Origin of the sequence: Ferrimonas gelatinilytica, assembly GCF_039544205.1 — a bacterium.
GTDB lineage: Bacteria > Pseudomonadota > Gammaproteobacteria > Enterobacterales > Shewanellaceae > Ferrimonas > Ferrimonas gelatinilytica.
The window spans coordinates 221,896-248,440 of record NZ_BAABLF010000013.1 but is presented as its reverse complement, the minus strand read 5'-3'; the positions used below and the strand labels follow the sequence as shown (position 1 = coordinate 248,440).

Sequence of the window (26,545 nt, the reverse complement as noted above, 5' to 3'; positions counted from 1 at the left end):
GCCGCTTTGCTCAAGGCAGGTGGCGTATTCTAGTGAATCCACCGTGGTCGTCAAGGCCGTTTTTCAACTTTCTTTTCAACCGTCGAGGTTTTAACCAGTCGGGCCGAAACCCCTTTGGTGACGCCGCTTAGCCTCTCACTGAGTGGCTCGCTGTGCCCCGTCGACAGGGAGCGCATTATAGGGCGGAGTTTGGCTTCCGCAAGCGCTTTTGTCACGCCAAGAACTGAACGAACAAAAAATAGCCGAACCGAGCAAATTAGCGCCGTCAATTGGCGCCTCCGCAACGATAGGTTAGCGGGGGCGTCAGGAAACTATAGACGGAAAGCGGTCGCGAGGTAGCTATTGGACAAAGAAAAAGCCGGGGCAAGGTACCCCGGCATACATACCTACGTTACTTGACAAGCTGATAAACGGTTTTGGTTTTACAGGCCACAGCTTGGACGCTGTAGTAACACTTTTCGACAACCTGCTTCTCCTCTACTCTTGCGGCTTCTCCACCCGCAGCCGTGGGGCTGCTTTCCAACAGTTTGTTGATGTCACCGCTGTCCGCCGATGCTAGCACCTCAACAAGTGCCTGCCTTGACTCTGCCTGCGCAATTACCTCGACTCGCTTTGCACTTTTCGCTTGCTGAACCAGTTGGTAGTAATTGGTTCCACCGTAATGGTTCGCGAATGTGAGACCGGGGGCCAGCAGCAAGCCTCCAAGCATCACGATCCCTGACATCCTCTTCAACAGTTTTCCTGGGCACATATTTTCCTCCCTGCATCGTGCATGGTTAAGTGCCTACCCTTTTTACTTAGCAGCTATACGCCAAGTAGACCAACTTCGCGCTTACCCGCGCGACTCCTGTTGGTACGCATCGAAAAGCAAAAAAGCGCAGAATTTCTGCGCTTTTTTTAACGTACCAGCGGTTAACTAGCTTTGGATGAACTGAAGTCCATCGGTTGTGTTCTCTATCCGGATTGGTTTCTCCGGTAGCAGAGCGCCAGAAAGGATCTGCTGCGCCAGAGGGTTTTCCAGCTTGTTCTGGATAGCTCGCTTCAGAGGACGCGCGCCGAACACAGGATCGAAGCCGGCCGAGGCCAGGAACTCCAAAGTCGTTTGATCGATATCCAGTTGGTACCCCTTATCTGCCAGCCGTTTTTCCAACCGATCGAGCTGGATACGCGCAATAGCGGCGATTTGTGCCTGCTCCAGCGGATGGAACACCACGACATCATCCACACGGTTCAAAAACTCCGGCCTAAACGCCTGGTTCAACACGCCCTGCATCAAATCCTTCAGCTCGTTATAGTCGAGCTCACCGAAATGCTGCTGGATCTGATCCGAACCCAGGTTGGATGTCATGATGATTACCGTGTTGCGGAAATCCACCGTGCGTCCCTGGCCATCGGTTAAACGACCATCATCCAGCACCTGCAGAAGAATGTTGAAAACATCTGGATGTGCCTTCTCCACCTCATCGAGCAAAATCACCGAGTAGGGCTTGCGCCTTACTGCCTCGGTCAGATAACCGCCCTCTTCATAACCCACGTAACCCGGAGGCGCACCGACCAATCGCGCTACCGAGTGCTTCTCCATAAACTCGGACATGTCGATACGCACCATCGCTTCGGTGGTATCAAACATGAAATGGGCCAACGCTTTACAGAGTTCGGTTTTCCCAACCCCGGTCGGGCCAAGGAACAGGAATGACCCAATCGGCCTCCCCGGATCGCCCAGACCAGCACGACTGCGCCTGATGGCATTGGCCACCGCATCCACCGCTTCATCCTGGCCAACAACCCGTTGATGCAAGTGTGATTCCATCTTTAGCAGCTTGTCGCGCTCTCCCTCGAGCATCTTAGCCACAGGGATCCCGGTGGCTTTCGCCAGCACCTCGGCGATTTCCGCATCCGTCACCTTGTTTTTCAGCAGATGCATCTCCTGCACCTCCGCCTCAGCAGCCAGGGCTAACTGCTTTTCCAGCTCGGGGATGCGGCCATATTGCAGCTCTGACATCCGGTTTAGATCGCTGGCGCGGCGGGCCACCTCCAGCTCCTGACGCGCCTGCTCGAGCGCCTCCTTGATGTGTTGGGTGCCAGCCAGCGCAGCTTTTTCACTACGCCACACCTCATCCAGCTCGGCAAATTCACGCTCAAGCTCGGTGATCTGGTTACGCAGCGTTTCCAGCCTTTTCCGGCTGGCATCATCGGACTCTTTTTGCAGTGCCTGCTCTTCCAGCTTGAGCTGAATGATACGGCGCTCCAGTCGATCCAATGGCTCAGGTTTGGAGTCGATCTCCAGCCGGATACTGGACGCCGCCTCATCGATCAGATCGATCGCCTTATCTGGCAGTTTTCTATCCGACACGTATCGATGGGAGAGTGTCGCAGCCGCAACAATCGCCGGATCGGTAATCTCAACGCTATGGTGGATCTCGTAACGCTCCTTCAACCCCCGCAAAATCGCGATGGTATCCTCCACCGTGGGCTCATCCACCAGCACTTTCTGGAAGCGCCGCTCAAGGGCAGCGTCTTTTTCGACATATTGACGGTACTCGTCCAGTGTCGTTGCGCCGACACAATGCAGTTCACCGCGGGCCAGAGCGGGCTTAAGCATGTTACCGGCATCCATGGCGCCATCGGCCTTACCGGCGCCCACCATGGTATGTAGCTCATCGATAAAGAGGATAACCCGCCCCTCTTCGTGGGCAAGTTCGTTCAGGACCGCCTTGAGGCGCTCTTCAAATTCGCCACGGTACTTTGCACCGGCCAGAAGCGCGCCCATGTCCAGTGACAGCACCCGCTTGTCTTTGAGTCCCTCAGGCACCTCGCCATTGACAATACGCTGCGCCAGCCCCTCGACGATGGCGGTTTTCCCGACCCCGGGCTCACCGATCAATACCGGGTTGTTTTTGCTGCGACGTTGAAGGACCTGGATAGTACGGCGGATCTCCTCATCCCGGCCGATAACCGGATCCAGCTTACCCTCCGCGGCCCTGGCATTGAGATCCAACGTATATTTATCCAGAGCTTGACGCTGGTCCTCGGCCTCCGCACTGTCCACTTTGGCACCGCCGCGAACCGCATCGATGGCCGCATTAAGCTTGGCCGGATCGGCCCCCAGCTGCATCAGTACCTGGCCTAGTTCCCCCTTGGCCTCAAGTACGGCAAGGATGAACAGCTCACTGGAGATAAACTGCTCACCCCGCTTTTGTGCCAATTTATCGCAGAGATTCATCACCTTGATGAGATCCCGTGAAACCTGGACGTCCGCATCCCCTCCGGTGACCGTGGGAAGGCGGTCGATACTCTGCTGCAGTTGGGTCTTTAAGGCATGAGCACTGACGCCCGCCGCCTTCAAAAGCGGATGAATGCTGCTGTCCCGCTGTTCCAGCAGCGCCAACATGACGTGGGCCGGTTCAATGTATTGATGATCCCGCCCAAGCGCCAACGACTGGGCATCGGAGATCGCCAGTTGAAACTTGTTGGTCATTTTATCGAGCCGCATGCGGTACCCCTTGTGAACAGTGATTCTGTAACAAAATTGGGGGCGGAACCGCTTAATTTCAAGCGCTGGGCAGGATCCCGATGAGGCTGGCCTGACGTCCGGTGCGACCTTGACGCCGGTAAGAGTAAAAACGGGAAGGGTCGGAGTAGGTGCACCACTCTCCGCCATAGATGGCGGTCAATCCCCTTGCTCGAAGGCAAAGGCGAGCCAGCTGGTACAGATCAGCCAGATAACGCTCGCCATGGGGGACAAAAGCACTCGCGGCGTTCGGATCCTTTGCCACGAAAGCGGCTCTGACCTCCGAACCCACTTCAAAAGCAGAGGGTCCAATAGCCGGTCCCAACCATGCCATGATTGCTCCTGGCTCGGAGCCGAACTGTTCCAGCGTCCGCTCCAGGACACCATTTACGAGACCGCGCCACCCCGCATGCGCTGCCGCCACCTTAGTGCCGTGACGATCGCAAAACAGCACCGGCAAACAATCGGCAGTCATGACGGCACAAAACTGGTTGATACCCGATGCCACACTCGCGTCGGCCTGCGGCAGGGAGCCCGGTGCATGCTCCGTGATCACCTCTGTACCATGGACCTGATCAAGCCACTGGATCGTTGCTCCGGCGGGAAGGGCGGATTTGACATGCTGACGATTTGCCTCGACGGTGGAGGTCAAATCGCCAACATGCAGCCCCAGGTTCAGCCCGGCAAAGACTCCTTGCGACTGACCGCCGCACCGGCTGGTAGAGAGCGCCAGCACGTTGAGGGGGGCTGGCCAATCAGGACGAAAGCCGATCAATAATCCATCCCATGAACCTGAGTGTCCTCACGCAGCAGTTCCGTCAGCTTCACCATGTCTGTCGGGATCGGTGCCTGCCACTGCATCACCTCACCGGTGATAGGGTGCTCCAGTCGCAGCATGGCAGCATGCAATGCCTGCCGCTTGAACTGCTTCAAGAAGTTTCGCAACTCCTCGCTCCAGCCTTTGACCGGACGGGGACGACCGCTGTAGAGGGGATCTCCCACCAAGGGGTGTCCGAGGTGGGCCATATGAACTCGGATCTGGTGGGTTCGGCCGGTCTCAAGTCGCAGGCGTAAGCGGGTGTGAGCTCGGAACTTTTCCCGGATCCGATAGTGCGTCACTGCAGGCTTACCGATCTCGGTCACCGCCATGTGGGTTCGGCGCTGAGGGTGACGCCCGATAGGTTCATCCACCAATCCACCGGCGGTCATTGTGCCCAGAGCGATCGCTTCATACTCACGGGTAATCTCCCGAGCTTGCAGTTGGGCCACCAGATGCGTCTGCGCCGGGACCGTTTTCGCCACCACCATCAGTCCCGTGGTGTCTTTATCGAGACGATGTACTATCCCCGCTCGGGGTACGCTAACAATCTCCGGGCAGTGATAAAGCAACGCGTTGAGAACGGTGCCATCATGATTACCGGCCCCGGGATGGACCACAAAATCCGCAGGCTTGTTGATAACCAGGATGTGCTCATCCTCGTACACGATGTTGAGCGGGATCTCCTGGGGGCGGGAGATCACCTCCTCCTCCAGCGCCGCCCGGACAACGACCGACTCGCCACCGACCACTTTCTCCCTCGGCTTGTTGGCCACACGGCCATCCAGAGTCACGTTATCCGCCAGGATCCACTCTTTGATGCGGCTACGGGAGTAATCGGAAAAACATTCCGCCAAGGCTTGGTCTAACCGTTGGCCGATCTGGCTTTCGGATATTTTTCCTATCAATTCAATGTTTTGGGTCATAGTCTCTGGCTTAGGTCGGAAAGGCTCGAATTCAAGTTCAGTTCTGTTAGAATCGCTCAAGTTGCATTTTATCGCTTTTTGCCGGCAACTCGCACGGCTTGTTTAGGGATCACGTACTCGCATGCGCAAAAACTCAGGTCCGCTACTACTGGTAGTCAGTAGCTTACTGTTCCTATCCGGCTGTACCAGCAAGGATGGCAACCTCTACCAATACGAAAATCAATCGCCTGAAAAACTTTACACCGATGCGCGTTCTGCCATGGAGATGGGCAACTTCACCCGTGCCAGCGATATCCTTGAGGCACTGGATAGCCGCTACCCGTTTGGCCCCCACAAAACCCAGGTCCAGTTGGATCTGATTTTTGCCTATTACAAGTTGGACGACAGCGCCAGCGCCCTGGCCAATATCGACCGTTTCATTCGCCTTAACCCCACCCATGAAGATATCGACTACGTCTACTACATGCGTGGGTTGGTGAATATGCAGGCAGATAACTACCTGTTTCATGAACTGATCGGCATCAATCGTGATGACCGGGATCCCTCCAACGCCATCGCCGCCTTCCGGGATTTTGAAACCCTGATTCGAAGCTACCCCAATAGCCGCTACGCTCCGGATGCGCAGAAACGTATGGTGATGCTGAAAAATCGTCTCGCCGAGTTTTCTCTGCGCGTGGCCGACTATTACGTGAAGATGGAAGCCTGGGTGGCCGCCGCCAACCGGGCCCAGCAGGTTCTCGAAACCTATCCCGGCACCCCGTCAACCGAGCGGGCCCTAGAGATCCTGATCCGCAGCTATAGCCAGTTGGAGCAGGATGCTCTGGCGGCCAATGCCCGCGCCGTACTCAAGGCGACCTACCCCGATAACCGCCTGGCCAAGTAAGACTGAATCCCGCCAACTTTCAGCCGCAATCCCCGCTTAGACAGCGGGGATTGTTTTATTTTCTTTGCACGCAAAAGGCACAAAAAAACCGACGGCGATCTGCCCCCGGCTTTCCCAATCATGATTTTGTTGTATCAGGCCTTAAACAGCGACTCCACAGAGAGCCCTTGGGAGCCAATCAACTCCCTCAAACGTCTCAGGGCTTCCACCTGGATCTGACGAACCCGCTCACGAGTCAAGCCAATCTCTCGACCCACATCCTCCAGCGTCGAAGGTTCATAGCCTAGAAGGCCGAAACGACGGGCCAGCACCTCCCGCTGTTTAGAGTTCAATTCATCCAGCCAGCGCACTACCGAATCCTTGATGTCATCGTCCTGTGCCTGGACTTCGGGACACACTTTGTCCTCGTCTGCGATAACGTCCAGCAGCGCCTTATCGCTATCGCCACCAATCGGGGTATCGACAGAGCTGATTTTTTCATTCAGCTTCAGCATCCTGCTGACATCTTCCACCGGCTTATCCAGCTTGTCGGCGATCTCCTCGGCGGTCGGCTCGTGGTCCAGGCTGTGGGCCAGTTCACGTGCCGTTCGCAGGTACACATTCAACTCTTTAACCACGTGAATAGGCAGGCGAATCGTACGGGTTTGATTCATGATCGCCCGCTCTATAGTCTGGCGGATCCACCAAGTGGCGTAGGTTGAGAAGCGAAAGCCCCGCTCCGGGTCAAACTTCTCTACCGCCCGGATTAATCCCAGGTTCCCCTCCTCGATCAGGTCGAGCAAGGCCAGTCCCCGGTTGTTGTATCGGCGGGCGATCTTCACCACCAGTCTCAGATTGGACTCGATCATCCGGTTGCGGGATTTGGCACAATCCTTCTGGGCCCGGCGAGCGTAATAGACCTCCTCCTCCGCAGTCAGCAGCGGTGAGAACCCGATTTCGCTGAGATATAGTTGCGTGGCATCCAGATTCTTCTGCAGGTCATCCTGCACCAGCTGGTCAATGTTCGCGTTGGCGGCTTTTCTACCCTTGGTACTTTTAGGTTGGTCGCCTGTGGCGCCCATGGCCTCCGGATGGGCGTTCAGATCAACAGCAGTCATGTCGTCAAATACGTTTTTCTTTGGACTCATTGGCAAATCTCCCAGTTATCCCAAACCTTCATTTGGTGCTCACTGTGTTCCCTGCATGATCAGCACCGATCATCCCCTATCTGCGGGGCAAATAACGCATTGGGTCGACTGACTTACCTTGATATCGGATTTCGAAATGGAGCTTACTGCGCTCCGCGTCGGTACTCCCGACTTCCGCAATCTTCTGTCCGGCTCTGACCTGTTGTTTTTCTGATACCAGGATCCGCTTATTGTGGGCGTAGGCACTGAGGAAGTCGTCACTGTGTTTGACGATCACCAGCTTACCGTAGCCGCGCAAGGCACTACCTGCATAAACCACTCTCCCCGGAGCCGTACTGACCACCGGCGTTCCCTCCGCCGCGGCAATATCAAGCCCCTTGTTTCCACCTTCCGCAGACGAAAAACCCCGGATAAGAGTCCCGGTTGTCGGCCACTGCCAGCGAGAGACGGTGGCGGGAAGAGCAATTTGAGATGCTTTTTCACTGGATTGATTGTTAGCAATTTGTGAAGAAGCAGATTCAGCATATCGAGGCTGCGAGTTGGGATCAACCGTTGTTTTTTGTTGTTTTTGTGGACGGACCTCAGAGGATTGCGCTGACGGCTTGGCTTCTGAACGGCTGGAGGCGGCGACGCTGCTGACTTTCGCGGATGATTTGGGCCGCTGGGGTGTTGACTCGGGAGCACGAAGAAGAAGGCGCTGGCCAGGGTAAATGGTGTAACGGCGATCCAGCCGGTTCCATTTGGCCAAGGTTCGGTAATCTACGCCGGAGGCAAAGGCGATGGAGTAGAGGGTATCGCCCTTTTTGACGGTGTAGTTGGATCCGGTCAGGCTGCCCGCGGTGCGCTGATGATAGGTCGGCCCCGTGTGCAGGGCCGCCACCGGGGCGGGCGCCTGTGACAACGAGCAGCTCGGCAGCAAGGCCATCGAACCCAGACAGAGTACCAGTCGCTGCAGAAGTTGCACCATGTTCACGCCAGTCCCTTTATGTTCTACTCGGTGGCCCCTTTCACCAGGGGAACGAAGCGCACCGCTTCCACATCCCTGCTTGGAAAATCCGCGCCCCGCCTCTCGATCACCCTGAGGATCTGCTGCTTATCCCCCACCGGGATCACCAGGCGTCCCCCCTCCATCAACTGTTGAAGCAACGCCACCGGCACCTCGCTGGCGGCAGCGGTGACAATAATGCCTGCGAACGGACCTTTACTGGGCCAGCCTTGCCAGCCATCCCCATACTTGAAGGCGATATTGTGCAGATCCAACTGCTTGAGTCGGCGTCGTGCCAAGATTTGCAGGCTTTTGATCCGCTCGACGGTACACAATTGTGGCACCAGGCTGGCCAGCACTGCGGCCTGGTAGCCGGAACCGGTACCCAGCTCCAATACCGGTCCATCAGGCAGCTTTTCCAGGAGCAGTTCCGTCATCCTAGCAACGATGTAAGGCTGAGAGATGGTCTGTCCCGCCCCGATAGGCAGGGCGGTGTTCTCCCAAGCACGACTGGCCAAAGCCCCCTCGACGAACAGCTGTCTTGGGATCTTCCCGATCGCTTCAAGCACACGCGGATCCTGGATCCCTCCCTGCTTGAGTTGCTGAACCAGGCGAGTCCCGTACCCCTGAGTCTTCAATGTCATAGCCCTTTCACCCATTGCTTAAGGGTGTCCAGTTGCTGATGGGCCGTCAAATCAACCTTCAGGGGGGTAATCGACACGTAACCGTGTGCCACGGCGTGGAAATCGGTGCCTTCACCGGCATCCTGTTCCAACCCCGGAGGCCCAAGCCAGAAAATCCGACGCCCGGCAGGATCGGTAGTACGTACCATCCCCTCTGACTTGTGCCGGTTACCCAGGCGGGTGACTTTGATCCCCTTGATCTCATCCATGGGGCAATCCGGCACATTGATGTTGAGGATGTACTCCTTGGGCAGGGGCTCAGCCATCAGCAGCTCCACGATCTGACGGGTGATTTGCGCCGCCGTATCGTAGTGTTTTAACTCACGCCCCACCAGGGAGACCGCGATCGCCGGAAGCCCTAGATGGCGCCCCTCCATCGCCGCCGCAACGGTGCCGGAATAGAGGGTATCATCCCCCAGATTGGCTCCGGCGTTAACGCCGGATACCACCAGATCCGGCTCTTCATCGATCAGCTCACGGATCGCCAGGTGGACGCAATCCGTCGGCGTACCGTTAACCTGGATGTAGCCATTCTCCAGAGTCTGAGTGCGAAGCGGATTGGTAAGCGTTAGCGAGTTCGATGCCCCTGAGCAGTTTCGATCCGGCGCAACCGTGGTGATCTGGGCAACCTGCGTCAAGGCATCGCTGAGCGCCTTGATCCCGGGCGCATGGACACCATCATCATTACTCACCAGGATCTTCATCGATTTTCGACTACTCGGTTTCACTCCGGGCTCCGGCGAGGCATCAGGGATCGACGCTTCCCGGAGGGCAATGTCAGATGATGGACTCGGTTCAGGGTCGTCAGCCGGGGTATGGCCGCTCTGCTCGCTTCTCTCCGGCATCTCAACCGGCTCTCTATCGACCTCCTGCTCCGGCGAGAAGTAAGCCTGGGCATCCCGATAGTTCACCAACTCCCGAAGAATGCTTGTGGCAAAGGCCCCCGGTGGCAGCATGAACTCCAGCCACAACACCCCCTCCTCAACCCGGTGGGTCAGCCCTTCCGGCTTCAGCAGAAGACGGCGTCGCTCCGGGGAGAGGCGCGCTGAGCTCAGCCCGGCCAACAGTTCCGACCAAGGTGCAACGATCCGCTGCTCAAACTCGGCGGCATCGCCCTGGCTGCCAGCGCCCCCGTCCCCGAACAGAGGTGCTGACAAGGCGACATCTCCCGCCTGAAGCCGTGCCAGGGTGGCCTCGTCCCACGGCTCAGCGATGAAGAAGCTGTTACTGCCGGAGAGCATCACCGCATCGCCATCCATCGGGGTCATCCCGTGCTGTGCCAGACGTTCGGAAACCACATGGTTGAACAGGAAACTGCGCGCCGCAGAGAGGTAGATACTGCGTTTGTTGCGATCTTTGACTTTGCGCCCAGCAAACATCTGTGCAGCCCGGGCAACGTTCATGCCGTTATGGCCAAAGCGCTGTTCACCGTAATAATTTGGCACCCCGGTTCGGATCTTCTCCAACCGCGCCAAGACCGGCGCCATATCCTCGATCTCTGCGACAGCGATCCGGAACCGATTCCCCATCAGGGCACCGGGGCGGAGCTTTTTCAGGGTGCGATCCGACTCCAGGATGGTCAGCTCATCACTGTTGAGCTCCTGCCAGTTGGGGGTGTTTTTGCCCGGGATCCGGACGCAGAGCCACTGCCGGGTAACGCCGTGCTTATCCTTCAGCCCCGCCCAGGAAACGTCCCGCACCGGCACCTGGGCAAACTGCGCCAGCTGTTTGGCCACCTGGTGGGTCGTCAGCCCCCGCTTTTCGATGTGAATGAGATGGTTTTCTCCTTCACCATCGGGACGAAACGGCAGCATCTCCTCAACCTGGAAGTGCTCCGGCAGGGTACGTATGGTGCCGGTCTGCTCCGGCTGGCCAAATCGGTAATGCCACTGGGGCAGGGTGTAATCAGTCATTGCGTAGCAGTACCACCGCTTCGGTGGCGATCCCCTCTTTACGGCCGGTAAAGCCCAGTTTTTCTGTGGTGGTTGCCTTCACATTGATGTTGGCAACCTCGGTGTTCAGATCCTGCGCCAGATTGGCGCGCATCGCCTCGATATGGGGTGCCATCTTCGGAGCCTGGGCGATGACGGTAACATCCAGGTTTCCAATGCGGTAACCCCGCGACTCAACCTGGACAAAGCAGTGGCGAAGCAACTCCCGACTGTCCGCCCCCTTGAAGGCGGGATCCGTATCCGGGAAATGGTGGCCAATATCCCCGAGGGCCAAGGCGCCGAGCAGGGCATCACTGACCGCGTGCAGCACGACATCGCCGTCAGAGTGAGCCAGCAGTCCCTGTTCATAGGGCACCGCAACACCTCCGAGGATCACTGGCCCCTCGCCGCCAAACTTATGCACATCAAAACCGTGTCCAATTCGCATCTCTACGCCCTCCCTCAGGCTAAAAACAGGGCCGCCAGACGCAGGTCGTCCGGATGGGTCACTTTGATATTATCCACCCGACCGGGAACCAGGATAGGTTTCCAGCCGAGCCGCTCCATGGCAGAGGACTCATCGGTGATCTCGGCACCGGACGCCTTTGCCTGTCGCAAGGCATCTCGCAACGCCTGCGCCGGGAACAGTTGTGGCGTCAGGGCGTGCCAAAGCGCGGCACGCTCGACCGTGTGATCGACCCGCCCATGGGCATCGGCACGCTTCATGGTATCCCTGACCGGCGCGGCCAGCAGTGCCCCTTGGTCACCGCACTGATGCAACAGCAGGGCGATATCCTCGTCACTCAGGCAGGGCCGGGCCGCATCGTGAACCAGGGCCCAGGCACCCTCCTCCTCGATGGTCTCCAACGCCCGTAGAACCGAGTCGGCACGCTCACTGCCGCCAATAACCCGGGTCAGCTTCGGGTGACGGGACTCCGGGAGGTCATCGAAATACCCATCCTCCGGTCCCAACGCCACGACCACCCGAGTAATGGCCGGATGCTGCAGCAGGCGAGAGAGAGTGTGGGAGAGAATGGGGCGCCCCTTCAACGGCAGGTACTGCTTAGGCAGGGCCTCTCCCATGCGTTTTCCCACCCCGGCAGCGGGCACCACCGCAATGACGGGGAGGTTAGGATCCAGCGACATCTCGACTCCAGGTTAGGGAACTCAGGCTTACCAAATTCAAGGTTGTGATGAGCGGCGGATCACGCGGTAGAACTGTTCATCCGGACGGATCATCCCCAGCTCGTGGCGGGCGCGCTCCTCGACCGCATCCAAGCCATCACGGAGATCTTCGATCTCGTGACGCAGCAGCTCATTTCTCTGCTGCAGTTCAGTATTGCCCTGCTGTTGTCGTTGGATCTGCTCGTTGAGTCGCACCACCTCTTTGAGGCTGTTGTTGCCCCACCAAAGGCGGTATTGCAGTGCACCCAGCAGCAAAATGCACAGAACCAGTAGGATCCGCATCGCGCTCGCCTCAGTTTGGAATAGCGAGATCTTGGCCCAAGCAAAAGGAAAAGAAAAGGGATTCACCGGCTTATCTCGACAAATATCGGATACGACACCGCTGCCCCATGCTGATGACCATCAAAAAGGCCGCCCTAGGGCGGCCTCTATTACGGCGGGTGGGATCAGCCCTGGCCGTTCACCTCGGCACGGCCGCGGTAAGGGGCCTTATCGCCCAGCTGCTCTTCGATACGCAGCAACTGGTTGTACTTGGCAACCCGGTCGGAGCGACACAGGGAGCCGGTCTTGATCTGGCCAGCGGCGGTGCCCACTGCCAGATCGGCGATGGTGGCATCCTCGGTCTCACCGGAGCGGTGCGAGATGACCGCGGTGAAACCGGCATCCTTGGCCATCTTGATCGCTTCCAGGGTCTCGGTCAAAGAACCGATCTGGTTGAACTTGATCAGGATGGAATTGGCGATCTTGTTATCGATGCCGCGCTTGAGGATCTTGGTGTTGGTCACGAAGAGATCGTCACCCACCAGCTGGATCTTATCCCCCAGGATCTGAGTCTGGTAAGCCCAGCCATCCCAGTCGGACTCATCCAGGCCATCCTCAATGGAGATGATGGGGTACTGCTCGCACAGCTGCGCCAGGTAATCGGAGAACCCCTTGGCATCAAAAACTTTCCCTTCGCCCTTGAGGTTGTACTGGCCATCAACGTAGAACTCGGAGGCGGCGCAGTCCATCGCCAGGGTCACATCGCTGCCCAGGGTATAACCGGCGGCTTCTACCGCCTCCTTGATCACCGCCAGCGCATCGGCGTTGGATGCCAGGTTCGGTGCGAAGCCACCCTCGTCACCCACAGCGGTGTTCAGTCCCTTGGCGGACAGCACCTTCTTCAGCGCATGGAAGATCTCCGCCCCCATACGCAGGCCTTCGCGGAAGGTCGGCGCGGAGACCGGCTGGATCATGAACTCCTGGATGTCGACGTTGTTGTCGGCGTGCTCACCGCCGTTGAGGATGTTCATCATCGGCAGCGGCATGGAGTAGACCCCCGGGGTGCCGTTGAGCTCGGCGATGTGCGCGTAGAGGGGCATCCCCTTGGCAGCGGCAGCAGCCTTGGCGTTGGCCAGGGAGACCGCGAGGATGGCATTGGCGCCCAGCTTGTCTTTGTTCTCAGTGCCATCCAGATCGATCATGATCTGGTCGATCTCACGCTGCGCCAGCGCATCCTTGCCCATCAATGCCGGGCCGATCAGTTCGTTCACGTTGGCTACCGCTTTGAGGACGCCCTTGCCCAGGTAACGGGACTTGTCGCCATCACGCAGTTCCAGCGCTTCGCGGGTCCCCGTGGAGGCGCCGGAGGGCGCACATGCCATACCGACATAGCCCCCTTCAAGATGCACCTCGGCTTCCACGGTGGGGTTTCCGCGAGAGTCCATCACCTCGCGGCCCAAAACTTTAATGATGTTCGCCATGATAGTTTCCTCAGTTTTCCTTAAAACAAGAAAGCCGGGCACCCAAGGCCCGGCTTTTCTGAATCAAATTACTTTAACTCGCCCTTGGCGTGTTCGCCGGCCGCTTTCACAAAGCCTTCGAACAGCGGATGGCCATCCCGGGGGGTGGAGGTAAATTCCGGGTGGAACTGACCGGCCACGAAGAACGGGTGGCTGGGTATCTCAATCATCTCTACCAGCTTTTTGTCCGCAGAGAGTCCGGAGAAAACCAGTCCCGCTTTCTCAAGCGGCTTGCGGAAGTTGTTGTTCACTTCGTAACGATGACGGTGACGTTCAACACAGGTGTCGCTGTTGTAGAGTTCACGGGCCTTGGAGCCTTTGACCAGGTGACACAGCTGTGCTCCCAGGCGCATGGTGCCACCGAGGTCCGACTCTTCGGTGCGCTCCTCAACCTTGCCGTCCTTATCCAGCCACTCAGTGATCAGCCCCACTACCGGATATTCGGTTGTCGGGTCGAACTCACTGGAGTGGGCGCCCGTAAGGCCGGCCACGTTGCGTGCGTACTCGATCAGCGCCACCTGCATCCCCAGGCAGATCCCGAAGTAGGGCAGGTTGTTCTCCCGGGCGTATTGGGCCGCCAGGATCTTCCCTTCAACGCCACGCTCACCGAATCCGCCGGGTACCAGGATACCGTCCAGCCCCTCCAGGGCTTCGACACCGCGGGACTCCAAGTCCTGGGAGTCCACATACTTGATGTTGACCTGCTGACGGGTCTTCAGACCCGCGTGCTTGAGCGCTTCGTTCACCGACTTGTAGGCATCCGGCAGCTCAACGTACTTGCCCACCATACCTATGGTGACCTCTCCGACGGGATTGGCCTCCTGGTAGATCACCTGCTCCCACTCGGTCAGATCCGCTTCCGGACAGCTTAGGCCGAAGCGCTGAACGAAGGTCTCATCCAGGCCCTGGGATTTCAGCAGCGCCGGGATCTTGTAGATGCTGTCCACATCCTTCATGGAGATCACCGCCCGCTCCGGCACGTTACAGAACAGGGCGATCTTCTTACGCTCGTTGGCGGGGATCGCACGATCGGAACGGCACACCAGGACATCCGGCTGGATCCCGATGGAGAGCAGCTCCTTAACGGAGTGCTGGGTCGGCTTAGTTTTTACTTCGCCCGCCGCGGCCAGGTAAGGGACCAGCGTCAGGTGCATGAACATGGCACGCTCACGGCCGAGTTCGACCGCCAGCTGACGCAGGGCCTCGAGAAACGGCAGGGACTCGATATCACCGACGGTGCCGCCCACCTCGACGATGGCCACGTCATGCCCTTCGGCACCGGCCAGTACCCGCTCCTTGATGGCGTTAGTGATGTGGGGGATCACCTGGATGGTGGCGCCCAGGTAGTCACCGCGGCGCTCTTTGCGCAGGACATCGGAGTAGATCCGGCCAGTGGTAAAGTTGTTGCGCTGGCTCATCTTGGTACGGATGAAGCGCTCATAGTGACCCAGGTCCAGATCGGTCTCCGCGCCGTCTTCGGTCACAAACACTTCCCCGTGCTGAGTCGGGCTCATGGTGCCCGGATCCAGGTTGATGTAAGGATCCAGTTTCATCATGGTGACATTGAGGCCACGCGCCTCCAGCAATGCGGCCACGGACGCGGCGGCAATACCTTTCCCCAACGAGGAAACCACCCCGCCCGTAACGAAGATATAGTTTGTAGTCATGCTGAACCTGAGAAATTTGGGATTTTAAAAGCAGGCCGATTTACCAAGGTTATAGCAGGTAATTCGACCCCCTTTAGGACGGGGGATTATTCTACCCAAAAACCACATTGGGGACAATCGTGACAGGGCAGCTTCAGCCCCCCTTTTCCGCCCTTTTTATCTCCTGCCAAAACGCTTCCAGCTGTGCCATACCCGCCTCCTTGAGCGGCAACTGGGCCTGCTGACAGCGCTGCTCTACCCCGTTAAAACGGTGCTCAAACTTCTGGTTGGCCAGGCGCAACGCCTGCTCGGGATCCACGTTTAGGTGACGGGCCAGGTTGGTAACCGCGAAGAGCAGATCCCCCAGCTCCTCCTGGACACGCTGTTGCGACTCGTCTTCCTGCACCGCCTCCAGCACCTCGTCGAGTTCCTCGCTGATTTTCCCGGCCACCGGCGCCAAGTTGTCCCAGTCAAAGCCCACACGGGCGGCGCGTTTTTGCAACTTGACGCTGCGGGATAGGGCCGGCAAAGCGGTGGGCACATCCGCCAGTATCCCGGTTCGGGCTTTCTTTGCCCGCTCGCTGGCCTTGCGCCGCTCCCACTCGGTGGTCAATGCCGCCTCGTCCAGGAACGCGCTATCGCTCTGGGCCCCGAAAACATGGGGGTGCCGGCGTTCTAACTTGTCGCAGATGCGCTGTACCACCTCGCCGAAGTCGAATCGCCCCTCCTCCTGGCCCAGCTGGGCGTAGAAGACCACCTGGAACAGCAGGTCGCCCAACTCATCCGGCAGATCATCGAAGTCTTGCCGCTCGATGGCATCCGCCACCTCGTAGGCTTCCTCCAGGGTGTGGGGCACTATGGTGGCGTAGGTTTGGCGGCGATCCCAGGGGCATCCCCCGTTGGGGTCCCGCAGCCGCGCCATGATCTTGAGCAGACGCTCAACAGAGCCTGGGTTACCGCCCATTACACCCGCCTCACTTCGATTACGCCGTTGATCTGACCCAGGCGGGCCAGGATCCGGGACAAGGAAGTCATGTTGTAGAGTTCCATCTTCAACTCAATGGCGGCGGTGTTCTGCTTCTCATCGGAGTGACTGCTCATCTCCACCACGTTGGACTTTTCGTTGGCCAGCACCGTGGTGACATCCCGAAGCAGCCCGGCCCGATCATTGGCCAACAGCCGAACCGTGGCGTTGAACCCGCCGGAGTGGCTGCCCCCCCAAACCACGTCCACCACCCGCTCCGGGTGGCGCTCCAGCAGGTGAGCAAGCTGATCACAACCGTCACGATGCACGGAGACCCCTTTCCCCCGGGTGATGTACCCCTGAATATCGTCGCCGGGCAGCGGCTGACAGCAGTTGGCGATATGGGTCAGCAGGTTGCCGACCCCATTGACCTCCACCTGACCGGAACTTTTCGCCTTATGACTCGGCGCGGGCTTGGCCAGCAGCTCCTCCATCGCCTGCTGCTCGTCGAATTCGTGTCGTCCGAGCTTGCTCTGCAGGTGGTTAATCACCTGGGACAGCCGCACATCCCCCCCGCCAATCGCCGCCAGCAGGTCGTCAAAGCTGTGCATATTGAATCGCTTGACCGCCCCTTGGGCGTCACTCAGGCTCAGATCCTTTTTGGCCAGCTCCGCTTCGAGCATCTCCCGACCGGCGGCCGCGTTTTTCTCCTTGGCCTGGGACTTGAACCAGGCCTGTATCTTGCCTCTGGCACGGCTGGTCTTGATGAAGCCGGCATTGGGATTGAGCCAGTCTCGCTTGGGGTTCGGCTCTTTGCTGGTGAGGATCTCCACCCGCTGCCCCGTCTCGACGAGGGTGGTAAAGGTGACAATGCGCCCATCAATCTTGGCGCCGATGCAACGGTGCCCCACCTGGGAGTGGATGTAGTAGGCGAAATCCAGCACCGTACTGCCGACGGGCAGGTCGATCACATCACCGCGGGGGGTGAACACATAGACGCGGTCCTCGAACACCTGGGAGCGGATCTCCTCCACCAGGTTACCGGACTCCACCACGTCATCCTGCCACGCCAGGATCTTGCGCAGCCAGTTGATCTTCTCTTCGAAACCGCCAGCCTTGCCGGTGCTGCCCTCCTTGTACTTCCAGTGGGCAGCGACCCCGAGCTCCGCATCCTCATGCATCTGCCAAGTACGGATCTGGATCTCCACGGTCTTCCCCTGCGGCCCCATCACCACCGTGTGGATCGACTGGTAACCGTTGGATTTGGGTGTCGCGACATAGTCATCGAACTCGTTGGGCAGGTGGTGCCAAAGGCTGTGCACCATCCCCAACGCGCCATAGCAGTCCTGCAGACGGTCGGCAATGATGCGCACGGCGCGCACATCGAACAGCTCCTCGAAGCTGAGGTTCTTCTTCTGCATCTTGCGCCAGATGCTGTAGATATGCTTCGGCCGGCCGGACACCTCCGCCCGGATCCCGTCCTTGTCCAGAGCTGCCTGAAGGGTGGAAACGAAGTTATCAATGTAGGTTTCCCGGTCGATACGCTTGCCATCAAGCCAGCGGGCGATCTCTTTGTAGGTCTTCGGGTGCAGGTAGCGAAAGGCGAGATCTTCCAGCTCCCACTTGAGCTGGCCGATCCCCAGTCGATTGGCCAGGGGGGCATGGATGTCGCTGACCTCCCGGGCCAGGATCACCCGGGTCTCTTCGTCGGCCCCCTTCACCTCCCGAAGCAGCACCACCGCCTCCGCCAGCTTGATCACGACGGCACGGACATCCTCCACCATCGCCAGCAACATCTTGCGCAGTTTGTCGATCTGCGCCTCGCCGGGGGTGCTGCGGCTGCGCAAGGAGCGGATCGCCGCCATCACCTGGACCGACTGTACCAGGGCCGTCAGCCCCTCCCCTTGCTGCTCCTGAAGCTGCTCCAGCGGCAGTAACTCTTCATCAACAAACACGTAGAGCACGCTGGCCCGCAAGGTGTCCAGATCCATGTTCAGGGGCAGCAGGATCTCCACCATCTCCCGGGCACGCAGCATCAGCGACTCGACACGGTCGGCATCGTCACACTCGCAGCGCTGGCAATACTGGCAGGTGGCCGCCAGCGCCTCTCGCTGCTTGTCCGACAGCGCCAGCCCTTCAAGCCAGGTCGTCAGCGATGTTGGTGTTTGACCAAAATGTATGTGACGTACGGATACCATGTGGCTTCTCCCTCCTGCCGATGCCGCCCCTGTCGTAACTCGATGACGCTGTCCCCAGGTCGCCCCTTCGGCAGGCTTACGCCCGTCGTTTGCCCCGGGAGCGCGGCACAAACAGCGCCATCGACTCCAGGTGGTGAGTATGCGGGAACATGTCGACCAGACCAAGCCGGATCATCTCATAGCCCTGCTCTGTTAACACTCTGGCGTCTTTGGCCAAACTCATGGGATCACAGGAGATGTAGAGGATCCGCTTCGGTGCCAGTTTGGGGATCCAGGGCAGCACCCCGAACGCCCCGGCCCGGGCCGGATCCAGCAGCAGCCAGTCCACCCTCTGCGCCCAGGCCTCATCGGGCAGATCCCCGTTGAGATCCGCGCAGTAAAACGTGCAGTTCGTCAGCGCCAGCTCCGTTGCGCGAGCCGACGCCCGTTCCACCATGGACGCAACGCCCTCGACTCCGACCAGGTGCTTGCTCAGGGAAGCCAGGGCAAAGCTGAAGTTCCCGCCACCGCAGAACAGATCCAACCCGGTCTCTTCCGGTTGGGGCTGCAGCCACTCGATCGCCTGATCGATCATCTGCCGGTTAACGCTGTCGTTGATCTGAACAAAGTCACCGGGCAAAAAAGCCGGCATCGGCCGCGGCTCCCCGGATGCGGTCTGGCCGATCTCGTAATGCAACGCCGATGGCACGGCACCGGTCAGGGTCTCAAGGCCCTCATCGGTGTGCAGCAGCAGCTGGCAGCCCGCTTTCTCGGCCCACTCTTTCAGCACCCGGCGCTGGGTTTTCGACACCGGTGCCAGCACGCGCAGGACCACCACCGGCCCCTCGTGAGCGAGGACCAGGTCGACATGGCCAATATCACCGGCCAACGCCATTGTGCCCAGTTGCTGCCGAAGTTTCGGCAGCAGGGCATTAAGCGGTTCCGCCAGCACCGGGCACTGGTCAATATCGAGCAGTCGGTTACTGCCGCGCTGACGGAAGCCCAACAGCAGTTGCCCTCGCACCACCCTGGCACCAATCCGGGCGCGGCGACGGTAGTGCCACTGCGGGCCGCTCAAGGGCTCCGCCAGCCCCTTGGTCATCTCGGACTCACTTTGTCCGCCTCGGTGGCTCAACAGGGTCAGCAGGGCCGCCTGCTTCCACTCCCGCTGCGCCTGCGCCGTGGCGTACTGCAACTGGCACCCGCCGCAGCGGTCGAAATGGGAACAGTGTGGTTTGACCCGCTGCGGATGATCCCGCAGGCGTTTGACCACCTTTCCCTCGGCAAAACGATGCTTGCTCTTCTCGAGTTGTACCCGGGCCGACTCTCCCGGCAGCAGTCCGGGCACGAAGATCACTTTGCCCTCATGGCTTGCCACGGCGTTGCCCTGATGGTCCAGCGCACTGGCTTCGACCTCGATAATTTGTGGCAAGGTCTTGGTTTTCTTGGACTTGGGGGAATAAAACTGGGCCATGGTCGCTCGGTTGTTTACACTGTTGGGATCGAGGGCAGCGTCATCTTGGCGCCACCGAGGAGATCAGTTTCCCACACATGAAAACGGTGACCAAATACAGTCTGCGCACCTGGGTGCTGGTGCTGGCCCTGGCTCCCACCATGCTGGTGGGGCTGATACTGGGTGGCTACTTCACCTCCAGTCGATTCTCGGAGCTGGAGACCACCCTGCTGCGCCAGGGCACCAACATCATTGAACCCCTGGCCATCGCCTGTGAGTACGGCCTTCAAGCCCAAAACCGGGAGTATACCAAGCGGCTAATCGACCAGGTTCAAAGGCACAACGCCGGACTGATCAAAACCATCGCCGTCTTCGACAACCAGAACCAGGTGCTGGTGAGCAGCCGTTACCAGCGTGACTTCGAACTGCTGCGGATGCCGGAGAACCGAGACTTCCAGCAAGGCCTGCTGCTGGAGCACTACGGCGACATCCTGGTGCTGAGGGCGCCGGTGATCCAGGAAGCCTTACCGATGGGATCGGAACCCGGCCCCCGCACCCAGCTGGGCTACGTGTCGATCCAGCTCAACAAGCATGAAGCCCTGCTGGAGCAGTACCGGGCCGCGGTGGTGGCCTTTATCGTGGTGCTGCTTGGGGTTCAGCTGAATCTGCTCTTTACCTTCCGACTGCTCAAGAACGTGACCGCCCCCATCACCGAAATGGTCCGGGCCGTGGCCAAGATCCGTGAAGGTAAGCTCAATACCCGTCTGGAGGGTGACCTGATCGGCGAACTGGACTCACTGAAACGGGGCATCAACGCCATGGCCGCCTCGTTGGCCGAGTACCATGACGAGATGCAGCAGAACATCGACCAGGCCACTTCGGACCTCAGGGAGACCCTGGAACAGATTGAGATCCAGAACGTCGAGCTGGATATCGCCAAGAAACGCGCCCTGGAGGCGAGCCGAATCAAGTCCGAATTCCTGGCCAACATGAGTCATGAGCTCCGGACACCGCTCAACGGCGTCATCGGCTTTACCCGCCAACTACTGAAAACGCCGCTGCATGACAACCAGCGCGATTACCTGCAAACCATTGAGCGCAGCGCCACCAACCTGCTCTCCATCATCAACGACATCCTCGACTTCTCCAAGTTGGAGGCGGGTAAGATGGTGCTGGAGAAGGTTCCTTTTGCCCTGCGGGACTCGGTGGATGAAACCCTCCAGTTACTCAGCGGTTCCGCCTACGACAAGGGGCTGGAACTGGTGGTGGAGATCGAGGAGGAGGTTCCCGACAGTCTCTGCGGCGATATCCTCAGGATCCAGCAGGTATTGACCAACCTGCTGGGGAACGCCATCAAGTTCACCGAGCAGGGCTGTGTCCGTCTGCACCTGGCCCTGGCGGATCGAACCGCCGATCGGGTGATTTTGCGCGGTGAGGTTTCGGATACTGGGATCGGCATCGCCAAGGAGCAGCAGTCGATGCTGTTCCAGGCCTTTGGTCAGGCCGACAGCTCGGTCACCCGTCGCTTCGGCGGTACCGGTCTGGGCCTGGTGATCACCAAGCGGCTGGTGAACCAGATGGAGGGACAGATCGGCTTTACCTCCGAGAAAGAGAAGGGCAGCACCTTCTGGTTTACCCTCAGCATTGAGCCCAGCACCTTCGCCATCGATACCCCCCTGCCGGCCGCTCCCCTTCAGGGAACCCGCGTGATCCTGTTGGAACCCCGGCGCCACAGCCGACACGCCGTGCAGCAACTGCTTCGCCAGTGGCAACTCCCGGTCCAGACCATCGACAACCTGGGCGCCCTGCCGGAGCAACCGACCACTGAGCCTGCCCCTGTCCTGCTGCTCAATGCTCAGCAGTTGGATGAGAGTGATGAACTGCCCCCCAACTACCCCCAACGGGTGTTGATGACCGAGGGTAACTTGGCTGCCCACTGGCAACATCTGGCCAGGGAGGGCGCCTGTACTCTGCTGAGCATGCCGCTCTCGGCGCGCCGACTTTACCAGAGCCTGCTGAAGCCCTCGGCAGAGAAACCGGCGCAAACCCTGCCGGCACCGGCGGCCGATCTGCCACCATCAAGCCAATCGAGCAATGAGCGAGCACCGATACGGCTGTTGGCGGTGGACGATAATCCGGCCAACCTGAAACTGATCACCACCCTGCTGACGGAGATGGCACAAAACGTCGATAGCGCTCGCGATGGTCAGGCGGCGGTCGAGAAGTGCTGCCAACATCGCTATGACGCCATCTTCATGGATATCCAGATGCCGGAGATGGATGGGCTCCAGGCCACGGCGATCATCCGACGCGACTCACTGAACCGGCACACCCCCATCATCGCGGTTACTGCCCATACCCTGGCCGATGAACAGAGCCGGATCCTGGCCGCCGGGATGGACGACTGCCTGACTAAACCGATTGATGAACAGAGTCTGGCCAGGACACTCAAGCACTGGGTGCGCTCGCCGCAAGAGAGCGAAGGCGCGGTCAACTGGCCGCTGGCACTCTCCCAGGCCGGCGGGAACCCCTCCCTGGCCAAAGAGATGCTCGCAATGCTGGTGGACAGCATTCCAGAGACCCTTGCAGAGCTGGATCATGCCATCACCATGGGCGAGAATGACGCCCTGCTGCGCTGCGTGCACAAGTTGCACGGCGCCACCTGCTACTCTGGAGTACCAGACCTGCAAAAAATCTGTGCGCAGATCGAGTCCAGCCTGAAGCAGGGCCAGGAGATGGAACACCTGGAGCCGGAACTGATGGAACTGCAGGACCAACTTAACCTCGTAGCCACCGCCGCCCGCCCCTACCTGGCGGCATGACAGGAAGCGTAATGACTGCCAAACCCGGTTTTTTCAACCGCATCAAAGCCCTTAACAGCAAACAACTGACTTTGTTCGCCATCGCGCTGTCCGAGCGCATGCTGCCCAACTACCTGCTGTTTGCCCAGATCACCGAACAGGCCGACAGCCAAAAAGCGGCGACCATTCAGGACATGTTGTGGCAATCGCTCTATACCCGGAACTTTAAGCTCAACTACGAGCGGATGCAGGATCAGCTGGAACTCCTGATCCCGGAGCCTGAGGAATACGACTTTTACGGGGTCTACCCGGCAACCGATGCCCTGGTGGCGATGGTCACCATCCTCAGTGCCATGGAACAGAAGGTGGATACCGATCTGATTAACCTCTCCAAACTCTCCAGCAGCACGGTAGCGGCCTTCATCGAGGCCTCGGAACAGCCGGAGGTGGAGAGCGAGGAAGCGCTGGATGACTTTGTCTTCAGCCACCCCCTGATGGCTCAGGAGCGTGAGATCCAGAACCAGTTGCTCGAATGGGTCGAAGAGCAAGACCCCATCGATCCCGAAGCGGTCAAAGCGTTGAGAAAAGAGCTCCGCGACGAAGGGGTCTCCAATATCGGAGTGACCCTGACCGACGAGGCCTGACCGCAGCCTCTACGCCCACCCAAACAACAAAAACGCCGCCCGATGGGGCGGCGTTTTTGCTTATAGACTGATGGCTTAGCCGAACTGGGGCAACCATCCGAGCAGATGAACTACCTCGACCAGGACGGCAAGGACACCGAAGGCCAGTACGAAGTCCAGCCGCAGCATTCCGCCCCGGGTTTGGAAACCGTTATGGATGCCACGTCGGCGCAAGACTCGCGCCATTAGCGCAGGCAAAACCAACACGAAGATCGACGCGGCCAGGGCAGCGAAACCGATGGCGGTAATAAAGCCATGGGGCATGGCGATGCAGAGCAGCAGTGCGGGCACAAAGGAGACACCTGCCGCTTTCAAGGAGCTGCTGAGGCTGTCATCCATCTTGAACAGATCCTTGATCAGGTCCACCAGGCCCAGGGCTACACCGATGAAGGAGCTGGCCAGTGCCAGATTGCCAAACAGCATCAAGGTGTTCTCCAGGCCGGTTACGTCCGTTGACTGACCCACTGCCTGGATCAAAGTGGCCACGTTCCCCCCTTGGGCAATCACCTCACCGAAGTGGTCACGGGGAACGTTCCCCATGATCGCCAGTTGCCAAACGACGTAAACCAGCATGGTCAGCATGGTGCCGCACAGCAGCGCCAGGCGTACTCTACGAGGATCCTGGTTGTAGTGTTTCACCAGCGAGGGAACCGTACCGTGGAAACCAAAGCTGGTCACCAGGACCGGGATCGCGACCCACAGGTAGGGCAGCGGCTCTGACAGGGAGATCGCCGGGAAGAGGGTGGTGGCGGACGCCTCCCCCACCAGCATGGAGGTGGCACTGAAGAAGGTCAGCACCATGCCACCGAGCATGATGGTGGAAACGCGATCCACCGCCCGGGAGCCGGCGATCACCACGGCCGCCAGCACCACGGTAAAGAGAACCGCCGAGCTGCCATGGCCCAGCTCGGTGCCAGTGACGCTTTCAACCCCGTGGCCAACCACAGAGCTGCCGCCGGAGATGTAGGCGTAGGTCAGGATAAAGCAGACGAAAGCAACGGTGCCGGTGGCCAATAATTTACCGACGGGACCCAGGGTGTCTTCGGCGATGGTGGCATAGCTGGCGCCCGCTCGGTAATGAAGACTGGCTTCGGTCAGGTAAAGGCTGGAGCTGTAGGCACAGAACCACACCAGTGTCATCATCGCGATGGAGAGGGCAAACCACATGCCGGCGCTGTAAACCGGCAGGGCAAACATGCCCGCACCTATCGAGGTACCGGCCACGATCATGGCCCCACCGAGGATCCCCGGCACTTTCTTGCTCACCGCTGTGTTGGCGACGATTTCAGACATCTCTTTACTCCGAGCTTTCTTGTTATGGTTATTCAGGACAGGCCAAGCGCGACAGACAGACGCTCTCGCTCGGCCGAATTCAGGGTTTTCAAGGTATTGGAAGCACGAGTAATGGTGGCGATGCTGATCCCGAGATCCGCCGAGATCTGGCGCTGACTGCGATCACCCGCCAAGAGGGCTTTGAACACCTCCAGCCTCCCCGCAACCGACTGGCGCTCATCATGGCTGAGCAACAACCGCAGCAAGGTATCCAACCCCGCCTCCGAGGACTCCTGGGCTAGCAACCCTAGCAGGGCCTGCCAACGACCATCGACCATCTTCGCTCTCCGTCATGCTGTAATGGTGCGGCAGTACATCACGCCCGGCGGAGCCGAGCCAGTGGACTGCAGAAAGTTGCGACATGGATCACGATTTTCGAGTGCGTTCGGGAGTGCGAACGACTCAGCCCATCCTCGTGCCCGGTGCTGTCATCACAGACAAGGACATATAATGAAGGTTGCCACCACACTGCTTGGCACTGCCCTACTGTTGGCTAGCCCGGTATTTGCACAAGGGCCTTTTAACGATGCCGATGAGGTGATCGCCAGGTTGCCTTAGGCCTGATCAAAGTCAATTTTGCCGACATGGGTGCCATGCCGAAGAGGAAAAACCGATGGACGCCGTGCAGTTTAACCAGCGGGCGTAGCACCTGGCGATGCTGGCGAAGATCCCCTTCACCGGCTTTATCGCCGGCTCCGACCGTGGTGATACCGCCGCACTGGAGACGATCTGGCAGGAGCGCCAGATAGTTGAAGAGAAGGCTAAACACTTTCTGGCCAGCAGCCTGGCACTGGCCAAAGCGAGCCGAGGGAAAAAGCTGTAAAGACTGCCACGATAGCTTTAAAGCCGACTAAGTGACCCCTAGCGGAGGCTAAAACAGCGTCCTGAGTCGAGCGGTACCGCTGCGGTAAAGCCCCCAGGAGAGGCGAGTGAGCAACACCGCCAGGAGCAGGTAGGCGAAGGTCTGATGCCATGCCATCTCACCCTGCTCCGCACTGAACCAGCATAACCCCAGTAACAGTACTACGGCCCAGTGGGTGAGTCGTAAGACCTCGTCCCAAACCGGCACTTTCATCCTTGAACGGCCCAAATCGGTTCGACTTATCCCATCCAATATTGATCTCAATTCGACATAAAACAACCACTTTTGGCGAGATTTCTGCTCAAATGAAATCAATCGCTCAGTCTCTGCCCAAGCGCACCATCATGTGATCCAAATCACTTTTTTGTCGCCAGAAGCGGCGTTAGTCTGAAGGTGAAGTTAAGCAATGGTCAACAAAGGGGAACCTGTATGCATGTAGAGATCACGAGCAAGTCCGTTGCCATTACCACCCCCATGAAAAACCGGGTACAAGAGTGCATCGATAAGCTGGTGCGCCACAGTGTCGATATCATCACCAGCCACGCCATCATCACTCAGGAGGGCAAGCAGTTTCATATCGAAGCCAAGGTGAACACCAATGTCGGCCAGCTTTTTGCCAGCGACCAGCATGATGATCTCTATGTCGCCATCAACAAGATGGGACAAAAACTGGAGCGTCAACTCAATAAGGTGACGCATAAAGAGACCGCTCGCCGTCACGACCGCACCAATGTCGTGGCCATTGACAGCGAGCAGGAGGAGCAGGCTGCCTGACCCCCCCAAAAACACCCGCCAACA

At 58.9% G+C, this 26,545-nt stretch carries 24 protein-coding genes and 1 pseudogene; 5 read left to right on the top strand and 20 right to left on the bottom strand.

Annotation, left to right across the window (positions count from 1 at the left end; genetic code table 11):
• Positions 1–391: 391 nt before the first annotated feature.
• From ABD997_RS11155 to rluD, 4 genes are all read right to left on the bottom strand, one after another.
• On the bottom strand, positions 392–751 hold the full coding sequence (locus ABD997_RS11155) for a hypothetical protein (protein ID WP_345317091.1): 360 nt from the start codon (positions 749–751) through the stop codon (positions 392–394).
• A 165-nt stretch (positions 752–916) separates the two neighbouring features.
• The gene (gene clpB / locus ABD997_RS11150) at positions 917–3,493 is read right to left on the bottom strand and encodes an ATP-dependent chaperone ClpB (protein ID WP_345317090.1); all 2,577 of its coding nucleotides are present in this window, start codon (positions 3,491–3,493) and stop codon (positions 917–919) included.
• 58 nt (positions 3,494–3,551) lie between these two features.
• On the bottom strand, positions 3,552–4,286 hold the full coding sequence (gene pgeF, locus ABD997_RS11145) for a peptidoglycan editing factor PgeF (RefSeq protein ID WP_345317089.1): 735 nt from the start codon (positions 4,284–4,286) through the stop codon (positions 3,552–3,554).
• Complete coding sequence (rluD, locus tag ABD997_RS11140) at positions 4,283–5,254, bottom strand: 23S rRNA pseudouridine(1911/1915/1917) synthase RluD (RefSeq protein ID WP_345317088.1); 972 nt, start codon at positions 5,252–5,254, stop codon at positions 4,283–4,285. Before rluD ends, pgeF begins: the two co-directional genes overlap by 4 nt.
• 121 nt (positions 5,255–5,375) lie before the next feature.
• Between rluD and ABD997_RS11135 the strand changes: the two genes are divergently transcribed.
• Positions 5,376–6,137: an outer membrane protein assembly factor BamD gene (locus ABD997_RS11135; protein ID WP_345317087.1), complete on the top strand. Its 762-nt coding sequence runs from the start codon at positions 5,376–5,378 to the stop codon at positions 6,135–6,137.
• 134 nt (positions 6,138–6,271) lie between these two features.
• On the opposite strand, the gene rpoS is transcribed toward ABD997_RS11135, so the two are convergent.
• From rpoS to rlmD, 13 genes and pseudogenes are all read right to left on the bottom strand, one after another.
• On the bottom strand, positions 6,272–7,198 hold the full coding sequence (gene rpoS, locus ABD997_RS11130; protein ID WP_345317098.1) for an RNA polymerase sigma factor RpoS: 927 nt from the start codon (positions 7,196–7,198) through the stop codon (positions 6,272–6,274).
• A gap of 142 nt (positions 7,199–7,340) precedes the next feature.
• The gene (locus tag ABD997_RS11125; protein WP_345317097.1) at positions 7,341–8,231 is read right to left on the bottom strand and encodes a peptidoglycan DD-metalloendopeptidase family protein; all 891 of its coding nucleotides are present in this window, start codon (positions 8,229–8,231) and stop codon (positions 7,341–7,343) included.
• Positions 8,232–8,254: 23 nt separating this feature from the next.
• A complete protein-coding gene (locus ABD997_RS11120) occupies positions 8,255–8,893 on the bottom strand; it encodes a protein-L-isoaspartate(D-aspartate) O-methyltransferase (protein ID WP_345317086.1) in 639 nt (212 codons plus the stop codon).
• Complete coding sequence (gene surE / locus ABD997_RS11115) at positions 8,890–9,636, bottom strand: 5'/3'-nucleotidase SurE (RefSeq protein WP_345317096.1); 747 nt, start codon at positions 9,634–9,636, stop codon at positions 8,890–8,892. Before surE ends, ABD997_RS11120 begins: the two co-directional genes overlap by 4 nt.
• Before the next feature lie 219 nt (positions 9,637–9,855).
• Positions 9,856–10,845: pseudogene (gene truD / locus ABD997_RS11110) on the bottom strand (tRNA pseudouridine(13) synthase TruD); the annotation flags it as partial.
• Positions 10,838–11,311, bottom strand: coding sequence for a 2-C-methyl-D-erythritol 2,4-cyclodiphosphate synthase (gene ispF / locus ABD997_RS11105; RefSeq protein WP_345317085.1), 474 nt, complete (start codon positions 11,309–11,311; stop codon positions 10,838–10,840). The gene ispF and the pseudogene truD, both read right to left, overlap by 8 nt.
• Before the next feature lie 14 nt (positions 11,312–11,325).
• The gene (gene ispD / locus ABD997_RS11100) at positions 11,326–12,009 is read right to left on the bottom strand and encodes a 2-C-methyl-D-erythritol 4-phosphate cytidylyltransferase (RefSeq protein WP_345317084.1); all 684 of its coding nucleotides are present in this window, start codon (positions 12,007–12,009) and stop codon (positions 11,326–11,328) included.
• A 36-nt stretch (positions 12,010–12,045) separates the two neighbouring features.
• Positions 12,046–12,330 carry a cell division protein FtsB gene (ftsB, locus tag ABD997_RS11095; RefSeq protein WP_345317083.1) on the bottom strand — a complete coding sequence of 95 codons (285 nt, stop codon included), beginning with the start codon at positions 12,328–12,330 and terminating at the stop codon, positions 12,046–12,048.
• Positions 12,331–12,494: 164 nt separating this feature from the next.
• Positions 12,495–13,790 (bottom strand): phosphopyruvate hydratase, encoded by a 1,296-nt coding sequence (eno, locus tag ABD997_RS11090; RefSeq protein WP_345317082.1) that lies wholly within the window; start codon positions 13,788–13,790, stop codon positions 12,495–12,497.
• Positions 13,791–13,858: 68 nt separating this feature from the next.
• Entirely contained in the window at positions 13,859–15,496 is a 1,638-nt protein-coding gene (gene pyrG, locus ABD997_RS11085; protein WP_345317081.1) for a CTP synthase, read from the bottom strand.
• Positions 15,497–15,629: 133 nt separating this feature from the next.
• Positions 15,630–16,439: a nucleoside triphosphate pyrophosphohydrolase gene (mazG, locus tag ABD997_RS11080; protein ID WP_345317080.1), complete on the bottom strand. Its 810-nt coding sequence runs from the start codon at positions 16,437–16,439 to the stop codon at positions 15,630–15,632.
• Positions 16,439–18,637 carry a GTP diphosphokinase gene (gene relA, locus ABD997_RS11075; RefSeq protein ID WP_345317079.1) on the bottom strand — a complete coding sequence of 733 codons (2,199 nt, stop codon included), beginning with the start codon at positions 18,635–18,637 and terminating at the stop codon, positions 16,439–16,441. The genes mazG and relA overlap by 1 nt, the downstream gene beginning before the upstream one ends.
• A gap of 76 nt (positions 18,638–18,713) precedes the next feature.
• The gene (gene rlmD, locus ABD997_RS11070) at positions 18,714–20,090 is read right to left on the bottom strand and encodes a 23S rRNA (uracil(1939)-C(5))-methyltransferase RlmD (protein ID WP_345317078.1); all 1,377 of its coding nucleotides are present in this window, start codon (positions 20,088–20,090) and stop codon (positions 18,714–18,716) included.
• Between the two features lie 86 nt (positions 20,091–20,176).
• Between rlmD and barA the strand changes: the two genes are divergently transcribed.
• Together barA and ABD997_RS11060 are read left to right on the top strand one after the other, a co-directional pair.
• A complete protein-coding gene (barA, locus tag ABD997_RS11065; RefSeq protein ID WP_425557065.1) occupies positions 20,177–22,891 on the top strand; it encodes a two-component sensor histidine kinase BarA in 2,715 nt (904 codons plus the stop codon).
• An 11-nt stretch (positions 22,892–22,902) separates the two neighbouring features.
• Positions 22,903–23,514: a YjaG family protein gene (locus ABD997_RS11060; protein WP_345317076.1), complete on the top strand. Its 612-nt coding sequence runs from the start codon at positions 22,903–22,905 to the stop codon at positions 23,512–23,514.
• 75 nt (positions 23,515–23,589) lie between these two features.
• On the opposite strand, the gene ABD997_RS11055 is transcribed toward ABD997_RS11060, so the two are convergent.
• Entirely contained in the window at positions 23,590–24,846 is a 1,257-nt protein-coding gene (locus tag ABD997_RS11055) for an amino acid permease (RefSeq protein WP_345317075.1), read from the bottom strand.
• Between the two features lie 32 nt (positions 24,847–24,878).
• Positions 24,879–25,163, bottom strand: coding sequence for a trp operon repressor (trpR, locus tag ABD997_RS11050; protein WP_345317074.1), 285 nt, complete (start codon positions 25,161–25,163; stop codon positions 24,879–24,881).
• 377 nt (positions 25,164–25,540) lie between these two features.
• Here trpR and ABD997_RS11045 point away from each other — a divergent pair, with 377 nt between their 5' ends.
• Positions 25,541–25,708 carry a cytochrome c gene (locus tag ABD997_RS11045; protein WP_345317073.1) on the top strand — a complete coding sequence of 56 codons (168 nt, stop codon included), beginning with the start codon at positions 25,541–25,543 and terminating at the stop codon, positions 25,706–25,708.
• Between the two features lie 48 nt (positions 25,709–25,756).
• Here ABD997_RS11045 and ABD997_RS11040 read toward each other — a convergent pair whose 3' ends face one another.
• The gene (locus ABD997_RS11040) at positions 25,757–25,960 is read right to left on the bottom strand and encodes a hypothetical protein (protein WP_345317072.1); all 204 of its coding nucleotides are present in this window, start codon (positions 25,958–25,960) and stop codon (positions 25,757–25,759) included.
• A 216-nt stretch (positions 25,961–26,176) separates the two neighbouring features.
• On the opposite strand from ABD997_RS11040, the gene hpf reads away from it, so the two are divergent.
• Positions 26,177–26,521 (top strand): ribosome hibernation-promoting factor, HPF/YfiA family, encoded by a 345-nt coding sequence (gene hpf / locus ABD997_RS11035; RefSeq protein ID WP_345317071.1) that lies wholly within the window; start codon positions 26,177–26,179, stop codon positions 26,519–26,521.
• The last annotated feature ends 24 nt before the right edge of the window (positions 26,522–26,545 follow it).

Bases quoted from the DNA above. Each gene is read 5' to 3' on its own strand.
- trpR (WP_345317074.1), bottom strand. From the start codon at position 25,163: ATGGTCGATGGTCGTTGGCAGGCCCTGCTAGGGTTGCTAGCCCAGGAG.
- rpoS (WP_345317098.1), bottom strand. From the start codon at position 7,198: ATGGGCGCCACAGGCGACCAACCTAAAAGTACCAAGGGTAGAAAAGCC.
- ABD997_RS11045 (WP_345317073.1), top strand. From the start codon at position 25,541: ATGCTGGCGAAGATCCCCTTCACCGGCTTTATCGCCGGCTCCGACCGT.
- ABD997_RS11055 (WP_345317075.1), bottom strand. From the start codon at position 24,846: ATGTCTGAAATCGTCGCCAACACAGCGGTGAGCAAGAAAGTGCCGGGG.
- mazG (WP_345317080.1), bottom strand. From the start codon at position 16,439: ATGGGCGGTAACCCAGGCTCTGTTGAGCGTCTGCTCAAGATCATGGCG.
- surE (WP_345317096.1), bottom strand. From the start codon at position 9,636: ATGAAGATCCTGGTGAGTAATGATGATGGTGTCCATGCGCCCGGGATC.
- ABD997_RS11060 (WP_345317076.1), top strand. From the start codon at position 22,903: ATGACTGCCAAACCCGGTTTTTTCAACCGCATCAAAGCCCTTAACAGC.
- relA (WP_345317079.1), bottom strand. From the start codon at position 18,637: ATGGTATCCGTACGTCACATACATTTTGGTCAAACACCAACATCGCTG.
- ispD (WP_345317084.1), bottom strand. From the start codon at position 12,009: ATGTCGCTGGATCCTAACCTCCCCGTCATTGCGGTGGTGCCCGCTGCC.
- clpB (WP_345317090.1), bottom strand. From the start codon at position 3,493: ATGCGGCTCGATAAAATGACCAACAAGTTTCAACTGGCGATCTCCGAT.
- rlmD (WP_345317078.1), bottom strand. From the start codon at position 20,090: ATGGCCCAGTTTTATTCCCCCAAGTCCAAGAAAACCAAGACCTTGCCA.
- ABD997_RS11120 (WP_345317086.1), bottom strand. From the start codon at position 8,893: ATGACATTGAAGACTCAGGGGTACGGGACTCGCCTGGTTCAGCAACTC.
- rluD (WP_345317088.1), bottom strand. From the start codon at position 5,254: ATGACCCAAAACATTGAATTGATAGGAAAAATATCCGAAAGCCAGATC.
- ABD997_RS11155 (WP_345317091.1), bottom strand. From the start codon at position 751: ATGTGCCCAGGAAAACTGTTGAAGAGGATGTCAGGGATCGTGATGCTT.
- ispF (WP_345317085.1), bottom strand. From the start codon at position 11,311: ATGCGAATTGGACACGGTTTTGATGTGCATAAGTTTGGCGGCGAGGGG.
- ABD997_RS11125 (WP_345317097.1), bottom strand. From the start codon at position 8,231: ATGGTGCAACTTCTGCAGCGACTGGTACTCTGTCTGGGTTCGATGGCC.
- hpf (WP_345317071.1), top strand. From the start codon at position 26,177: ATGCATGTAGAGATCACGAGCAAGTCCGTTGCCATTACCACCCCCATG.
- pyrG (WP_345317081.1), bottom strand. From the start codon at position 15,496: ATGACTACAAACTATATCTTCGTTACGGGCGGGGTGGTTTCCTCGTTG.
- ABD997_RS11135 (WP_345317087.1), top strand. From the start codon at position 5,376: ATGCGCAAAAACTCAGGTCCGCTACTACTGGTAGTCAGTAGCTTACTG.
- eno (WP_345317082.1), bottom strand. From the start codon at position 13,790: ATGGCGAACATCATTAAAGTTTTGGGCCGCGAGGTGATGGACTCTCGC.
- ABD997_RS11040 (WP_345317072.1), bottom strand. From the start codon at position 25,960: ATGAAAGTGCCGGTTTGGGACGAGGTCTTACGACTCACCCACTGGGCC.
- ftsB (WP_345317083.1), bottom strand. From the start codon at position 12,330: ATGCGGATCCTACTGGTTCTGTGCATTTTGCTGCTGGGTGCACTGCAA.